The organism is Citreicoccus inhibens (assembly GCF_019039035.1).
Classification (GTDB): domain Bacteria; phylum Myxococcota; class Myxococcia; order Myxococcales; family Myxococcaceae; genus Citreicoccus; species Citreicoccus inhibens.
Genome location: NZ_JAHNZT010000054.1, coordinates 26,338 through 33,650 on the forward strand (window position 1 = coordinate 26,338; position 7,313 = coordinate 33,650).

The following is a 7,313-nucleotide window of genomic DNA, read 5'->3' on the forward strand; positions in this document are numbered from 1 at the left end:
GTGGGGGCAGTGACGCCGAATGGCCGGCTTTACGCATTTCCGGCCATTCGGCTCGGCCCGGGTAACGGGACGCGCGCCAGGGTTCGCTTGAGCCGGCGGGCCGGAGCATCGAGGGCGGAGCGCGGGGGCGTGGGGCTCATGCGGAAGGCAAAGGCCTTCGGTCCGAAACGCTCGGGGACACGCGCGCACAATCGGGGCACCACGCGGTGAAAGGTGCGGTGCGCGGGGGGCGAGGCCGGGCTCCGCGCCTGGAGGTCACAGAGGGCGGCCAGCGGCGTTCAGCGGTGAGGGGCCGATGGGCTGGGAAAGTGAACGGCGTGCTGGGGTCCGGGCCGCTGGACGGAGTGTGTTTCCGAGGCCGATTTCAGGCCCGAACTCATACCGCGGCGCTCGAGCACCAGTCGGCTCGACGCCCTAACGCCGCGAAACTACAAAGGCTGCGGCGCCAGGCGTGTGCATCCGGGCGCCAGGTAGAGAGCCCCCGGGGGAAAGTGAACGAGCGCGGCCTGGCACGGCGAAAGTGAACGGCGAAAATGAACGTGAAAAAGCTCCGTTCACTTACCGGAGGGCGCACTCAGGCGGGGTCGGCGGGGGGCGAGACGTCCGAGGCAGACGGCAGGAAGGCGTCGTCGCTCTCTACTACTTCGGCGTCCACCTCGCCGCGCTCGGCGGGAGTCGTCTCGCGAGCCGCACGAAGGGCCTGCTGCGCATGCCGTGCCTTCAAGCCCCCTCCAGCGAGAATGTGGCGTGTAGCTCCTGGCGGGATTCGGCGCCGCCCTGGACGAACTCCTTCAGTCGCACCGTGGTGTTGAAGTCGGTAGGGCTGTCGCCGCGCAGGCGGCCTTCGGCCACCGCCTCATTGACGCCGAGGAGATAGTCTTCGAGGGCACCGTGATGCCAGCCGCGAGTCGCCTCCGCGAAGGGAAAGGAGTCGCTAGAGTCGTACCGTCACTATTGGCCGTACAGATAGGTTAGGGCGGTGATGTCGCTCGCGGTGAACTCTCCGGTTTCCACTGTCCGGACGCAGGAGTTCATGACCGAGCCACCCACCGTGGCAGTACTTGGCGTCCCGGGGATTAGGATGGCACCCACGCCGCTCGTGCCTTCGTTGCCGCCAGTGCCGCAGCTGATACTTCGGTTGTAATAGTCAGAATGGCGCAGGCCAAGCGTGTGACCGATTTCGTGGGTTACTACGTGCTCGATAGTGTCGACAGAGTATTCTGCAAGCCTGGCGCTCAGCTGAATTCTCGAGAACGGGAGGCCGCCTGACGGGAATCCGCTACCAGTGGGAGGGCCACCTGGATCACTGACTGGGTTGATCACAACGTCGATGAATGGAGGGCCCGGTGGGTGCGGGCAGTCAGGATTGTTCCAGCATGGATCGGTGGCGAGTGAAAAGCTGAGCGATAGCGCATTGTAGTTTGCGATGGCCTCAAGGATGCCTGACTGGATTCTTGAGGGGGTGGAACTCGGTATTCTGAGCGTGATTGTTTTGACGCTGGGAGCCACCAAGTTGGAGCTGCGATACTGTTCCCTACTGTCGCCGCTTGCTTGGAGCATCTCCCTCGATGCTGTGAGGCTCACGAATGCGTCACCTCCCACATAGACGGCACCATCGAATACTGCGATGTCGTTCGATGGGTAGCCTGCCTCTATGAGATTGCTGGTGATTTCCGCGATTTCGTCTGGGTTCTCTGGAGGAGTACAGCTGAACAGGCAAATGCCGACGAATGACGCGAAGAGTGTTGCCCTCGTGAACATGGAAAGCTCCGGGGATGGTTTGAAGGTGCTGGCAAACCGTATGCGTGCTTGCAGAACATTCCCATCCCTGGAATTCATGGATGTGCTGCGCCGCCCGGAGAGATGTTTACTGGGCGACGTTCTCTCCGCTGATTGGCATGACGGGATCTGGGGTTGTTCCGTCTGTCGGGGGGGCAATCCAATCAGTCTTGTCAGTTTCTGCGTCCACCTCGCCGCGCTCAGCCGGAGTCGTCTCGCGCGCGGCACGAAGTGCCTGCGCGTGTCGCGCCTGCAAGCCCTCCAGCGAGTAGGTGGCGTGCAGCTCCTGGCGGGAGTCAGCACCGCCCATGAGGTACTCCTTCAGCCGCACGAGGGTATTGAAGTCGGTGGGATTGTCGACGCGCACGCGCCCCTCGGACAGTGCCTCTTCAAATCCGAGGAGGTAGCCGTCAATCATCTTCAGGGCGTCGTCCTTGGAGACGGCGATGGCAGTGGCACGCAGCTCAATGAGCTTCTGGTCCGCCTTGGTGGCGATCCGCGTCTTGGCCTCGTCGCGGCGGCGCAGGCAGTTGTGCTCCTTCGCGTAGGTGGCGACGAGCGAGGTTGCGACGCCGAAGCGCTCGGCCAGCTCGCGGTACGAGGCGTAGCTCGTCATGGTGGAGCCGTCGGGGAGCGACTTCACGTCGCCGAAGACGAGGGCCTTATCCAACTCCAGGCGCGGGAGGGCGGGCTCCTCGGACTTGCGGGGGCGGCCTGTCTTGCGCTTCGCGGGCGGTGGAGCCGGTGGCTCCTCGGGAAGCTCCGGCCTCTCGGGTGGCGGTTGCCCCGCGAGCTTGTGTTTGCGGCGGCCGAGGCAGTCGTGCTGCTGGGCGTACCGCGCGACAGCGCTGTGCGCGACGCCGTAGCGCTCGGCCAACTCGCGCAGTGAGGGGTATCGCCGCCTCGTACGGCCACGTGTGGTGGACACCTCCTCCCCTTCGACGAGGAGTCGGTCCACTTCCTCAGGAGGAAACCGGGGGCCTTCCGTCTTCGTCGGGCGCCCGAGCTTCTTGCGGGACTTTGTCTGGGCCATGCGTCCCTCAGCAGCCAACAGAGGGCTGGGCCACGTCACCCACGGCCTGGGTGCGCAGGCGCTGCATGAGCCGCGAGCGCTGGCGCTTCAGGCGCTGGTATGTCCTTTCCGCCTTTCCGGCGTCACCGTCGACGAGCCGGCTGACGTAGGCGCGCAGCTTCTCCCTCCTGACGACGGTGGCCATGAGGACGTCCACGTCACTGGGCGGCAGGGTGGCCTTCGCCATGTGGATGAGCACGGCGTCCCTCCGCACGAAGCTGCGGCGGATGCTGGGCCGCCTGGGACTCTCCACAGGTGTGCCAGCGCGGGCGTCGGGCACCCACGCGGCAAGCTGCTCCGGCGAGTACGTGTCGTGGTGCTCCGCGTGCTCCTTGCGCAGGTAGCGGAACACCTCGCGCGCCGTCTGCTGGCGCAGGCGGACCGCCGTCCAGTTGTGCCAGCGGGGGAGGGGGAAGGCACGCGCGACGGAGAGGAAGGTGGCGAGGACGAGCTGGTCCAGGTCCTCTTTCGGCACAGCGGTGCTGCGGAGGCGGTGGCGCAGGCGGCGCAACATGGGCGAGTAGGCAGAGGCGAGGGCTGCTGTCCACGCGGAGCTGGACGCGGCCTGGCACTCAGCTACCAGCGCCCGGGTGAGGGACTCCCGCTCCGGGTATGTCGCTTCACGCACGTCCTCCAGCGCAGCCAACACCGACTCGAGGCCGTCGTGGCGAGCGAAGGCCGGCTGCCCCAGGCGCGCAGCTGCGAAGACGGGCTGGTGCCGAGGGGCGAGCGCCTCCACGCGCAGCAGGCCCAGGAGGTGGGCGAAGAAGTCACTCACCGAGGACGTGCCTCCCACCACTCGCGAAGCAGTTCGAGGAAGTCCTCCAACTGCATGGCGACGAGGGGCGGCTGTCCGTCGTCCTTGCACACGGCGAGCGGCCACCGGCCCGGCGGGCACGTCTCCACGGCCTGCCGCATGGCCTCCCGGACGTTGGTGCGCTGGTGGGCCTTGGCTTCGAGCCAGAAACACGGCACCTCGACGTCTGGCACTTCTTCGCCACTGCGGTACTGGAGTCCGCGGCGCACGAGGGCGTCCGGCATGGCCTCGCGGAAGCGGTGGACGAGGGCTCGCTCGAAGTCCGCACCCTTGCGACGAGAAGACGCGCCAGTCACGAGAGGCCTCCCGTCTCTTCGAGGAGCCGCTCCATGTGCCCTCCTCGGGACATGCGGACGGCGAGGCAACGGGCCACCTCCAGCGTGCAGCGAGCGTCCGCCATGGCGCGGTGGGGCGAGGGGCGGTGGAGGCCGAAGCGCTTGGCCAGGGCGTTGAGGGAGAGGGACTCCACCTCACCCGAGGCAAGCAGCGGCCACGCGAGGCTGGCGGTGTCGAGGCGGTGGTAGTCGACGCTGGGCAGGGCCAGCCCGGAGCGGGCGTAGCTCGTGGTGAGGAAGCCCCAGTCGAAGCTGGTGTTGTGGCCGGCGACGAGGGTGCCGGCGAGCAGCGGCGTCACCGTGGCCAAGACTTCCTGCAGGGAAATCGCGTCCCGCCACTCCTCGTCGGAGTAGCCGCACACGGCCAGGGCCTCGGGCTGTGCGTCGGCCAGCCGAGTGGGCTGCACGCGCGCCTCGTACTCCGCCAGCACCTCAAGGCTGCGGGCGTCGACACGGAGAATGGCTACCTCCAGCACCTCATGCCGAGAGGAGTCCAAGCCCGTCGTCTCCAAGTCGATGAAGGCGAGCGTCCGAAGGTGCGGTGGGAGGCTGGGGCGTTGTGGACGGTGGATGACGGGGGTGGGAGTCGTCTCGGAAGCAGGGGATGCGAGCAGCACTATGCGACCTCCTTCGCCCAGAAGCGGGGGGAGTGGTGTTTGGTGGCCAGGGAGCCCAACTCAGCCTTCAGCAACGCGACGCGAGCGCTGCCCAGGCGTTTGCCCGCGTCCTTCAGGAGCGCGTCGAGGGACTTCTTGTCGACGCTGGCGAGGTGCTGCACCAACTCGTCACGGGAGAGGCCGGTGGCCCGGGCCAGCACCTCGACGGTGGGCTCCAGTGGGTAGTCGAGGCTGGTGGTGTTGAACATGCGGTAGCGCGTGCCAGCGAGGACGAGCTCCTCCTTCGCGGTGAGGTGGGCGCGGAGGACCTCCTCCAGCTCCGCCTTGCGCGCGGTGAGAATCTTCGCGAGGTGGCTGACTTCTTCGCGCTCACGAGCGACGGACTCCAAGTCAGAGGTGTCCTCGCAGACGACGCTGCGCTGGCCCGTCAGCGCACGGGCGTAGGCGGGGCAGTGGCGCCGGTGGTCGCAGTGCACGCAGTTGGGGTTGAGCCGGGCAGGGAAGGCCTCCGAGGACTCCATCTGCTGGCCCAGTGTCTCGACGTAGGCGAGGGCCGCCTCCAACTGCTCTTCGGTGCGCGTCGTCTCCTGCAGCACGCCGTGGCGGAGCATCCACATGGACAGGCGCACCTTCTTGGCCCAGGGCCAGAGTCTGCGTGCGGCAAGCGCGTAGAGGCTGAGCTGGAGGCTTGCGTCCAACTCGTCACGAGAGAAGAGTTGGTAGTTGGATTTGTAGTCGATGACGTGGACTGTCTCGTCGTCCACCCAGTCGACGCGGTCGATGAAGCCTAGGACGGTGAAGGGCCCTACCGGCAGGCGGAACTCCTTCTCCAATGCGAGGATGTCGCGGGCGTCGACACGTCCCTGCTGTCGCACGAAGTCCTGGAGGATGCCGAGTCCCTGCTGGAAGAGGTCCAGGCCCGAGAGGCCCTCGGTCGTCCACGCTTCACGGTAGAGCTGGAGGGCTCGCTCCTCGGCGAGTGGGCCTGCATACTCGGTGTCGAGGACGTCCCGAAGGAGTCGCTCAAGGACGGCGTGGAGAGTTTTCCCGAAACTCAATGGCACACCGGGCTCGGCGGTGCGCTTGTCGAGGTAGTGGAGCTGGTAGGACAGCGGGCACGACTCGAAGCGGCTCAGCCGGCTGTATGACAGGTGAGTGTTTCGCAGTCCGCTCATGGCGTGGGCCTCCTTGGGGCCGATGCGGTGGCGTGTCGCGAGACAGTCATCACGCTCTTTTCGAGAGACACATCAAGTCGAAGCTGGGCGCCAGGGCAGGCCCTTGCGTGTGTTTCACAGTCGCATGCCTGTCTCACGGCACCACTCCGTCACGAGGAGGGGCGGCCCGTTCGAAAGACGTGACACGCGAACCGGGGAAGGCGGAGAGGACGCGCACCAGCGTGGCGGCATGCTCCGGAGTGAGCTCCTTCCGGGACTGGCCGGTGTAGGCCGGGACGAGCCACACTTCGCCGTAGGTTTCCGAGGCGAAGCACACCTCGGCGCGGAGGGCTCTGAAGCTGGCGATGGCCTCGTCGGTGAGGCTGCGCAAGATGGATGGCTCGGCCTCTGCAACTGGCGCGTCCGGCTCCTTCACGTCGACGAGAGTCGCAACTGGCGGCGCAAGCTTGGCGGCCTGGGCCTGGGCGAGCTTCTTCGACCCAGTCTCAGCCAGCGGATGGCCGAAGAGATCGACACGGGCCTGCATGGGCTCAATACGGGACAACGCAGGTGCTGGAGCAAGCTCCGCCGGCACATTGGGGCGCAACGGTGCCTGTCGATTCACCTTCATCCACTCGGTGCACATGGAGCTGCTGGCCAGCACGCAGACGCCGCGAGGCCGGTAGTGCAGGCATCGCGTGTCCTCGCCGCGGACGTAGTCTTCACACGTCACGCCAGGCGGGCGTTGTGGGGCAGGGGTGGGCTGGAGGTAGCGTGTAAGGGCCATGCGCGGAAGTCGGCAGCGCGTGTTTGCCGATACACTCTAAAAGCACCCCAGCCCTTCGGTTTGGGACAGGAAATAATTTCGGCCGATTTTATTTTCGATTCTCGCGTGAGAGGGCGCAGGACTGCGCTGGGTAGTCGGCCGGGCACATGCCCACGCCCTCCTCACTGCCAGTGTCCTGTGGACACCCCGGGGACAGCCAATGGACAGGTGTCTGTCCACGGTTTTCGTGAGTGGTTGCGAGGGGATAGGCCACTGTGGACAGCGTGGACAACTTTTGAAGGGTACTCATACGTATACGTGTGCGTACGCGTATTGAATATTAAATATGGGCGCGCACGCATACGTGTGTCTCCCCATAGAATCTGTCCACCTTGTCCACAGTGAGGTTTTCGTTAGGAAAATCATGAAGATAAGTGTGGACAGAAGGCTGTCCACAGCTGTCCACGCTGTCCACACCCATTCAGTCTGTGAGGCTTGTGCGACTGAGTGTGGATTTCCGTGCAGGGTAGCTCAGGCCGTAGTCGGGGGAGTCCATGCCCTATTCTGTGAATGGCCATGGAACGGCCGGAAACGGCCCTCTGGGGCGAGGAAGTGCCTGGGTTGCGGGGTAGGTATAGGGCAGGGCGCTTCGTCGCTTCTGAGGGCAACCACGGCTGCCGCTTAGTTGGCCGAAGGGTGTGTCGCAACCTCCGGCTTTGAGGCTGTTGTCGCGTTGATACGGCGGGAAGAATGTGTTTCACAGGCCGCGCGTC

The 7,313-nt window shown here is 65.7% G+C and carries 8 protein-coding genes; all 8 read right to left on the reverse strand.

Translation table 11 applies throughout. The features are described 5' to 3' along the window. Positions 1 to 574 precede the first annotated feature (574 nt). The gene (locus KRR26_RS37745) at positions 575 to 724 is read right to left on the reverse strand and encodes a hypothetical protein (protein WP_328707265.1); all 150 of its coding nucleotides are present in this window, start codon (positions 722 to 724) and stop codon (positions 575 to 577) included. Positions 725 to 951: 227 nt separating this feature from the next. Continuing rightward, positions 952 to 1,761, reverse strand: coding sequence for a M57 family metalloprotease (locus KRR26_RS34100; RefSeq protein WP_217081872.1), 810 nt, complete (start codon positions 1,759 to 1,761; stop codon positions 952 to 954). 106 nt (positions 1,762 to 1,867) lie between these two features. Continuing rightward, on the reverse strand, positions 1,868 to 2,812 hold the full coding sequence (locus tag KRR26_RS34105; RefSeq protein ID WP_217081873.1) for an AT hook motif domain protein: 945 nt from the start codon (positions 2,810 to 2,812) through the stop codon (positions 1,868 to 1,870). Positions 2,813 to 2,819: 7 nt separating this feature from the next. Next, entirely contained in the window at positions 2,820 to 3,650 is an 831-nt protein-coding gene (locus KRR26_RS34110; protein WP_217081874.1) for a hypothetical protein, read from the reverse strand. Further along, positions 3,626 to 3,964 carry a hypothetical protein gene (locus KRR26_RS34115; RefSeq protein WP_217081875.1) on the reverse strand — a complete coding sequence of 113 codons (339 nt, stop codon included), beginning with the start codon at positions 3,962 to 3,964 and terminating at the stop codon, positions 3,626 to 3,628. The genes KRR26_RS34110 and KRR26_RS34115 overlap by 25 nt, the downstream gene beginning before the upstream one ends. Further along, positions 3,961 to 4,620, reverse strand: coding sequence for a 3'-5' exonuclease (locus tag KRR26_RS34120; RefSeq protein WP_217081876.1), 660 nt, complete (start codon positions 4,618 to 4,620; stop codon positions 3,961 to 3,963). The genes KRR26_RS34115 and KRR26_RS34120 overlap by 4 nt, the downstream gene beginning before the upstream one ends. Beyond that, positions 4,620 to 5,795, reverse strand: a complete 1,176-nt coding sequence (locus KRR26_RS34125) for a RecB family exonuclease (protein WP_217081877.1) — start codon at positions 5,793 to 5,795, stop codon at positions 4,620 to 4,622. The genes KRR26_RS34120 and KRR26_RS34125 overlap by 1 nt, the downstream gene beginning before the upstream one ends. 133 nt (positions 5,796 to 5,928) lie before the next feature. Beyond that, positions 5,929 to 6,405 (reverse strand): hypothetical protein, encoded by a 477-nt coding sequence (locus KRR26_RS34130; protein WP_236069469.1) that lies wholly within the window; start codon positions 6,403 to 6,405, stop codon positions 5,929 to 5,931. Positions 6,406 to 7,313 lie beyond the last annotated feature (908 nt).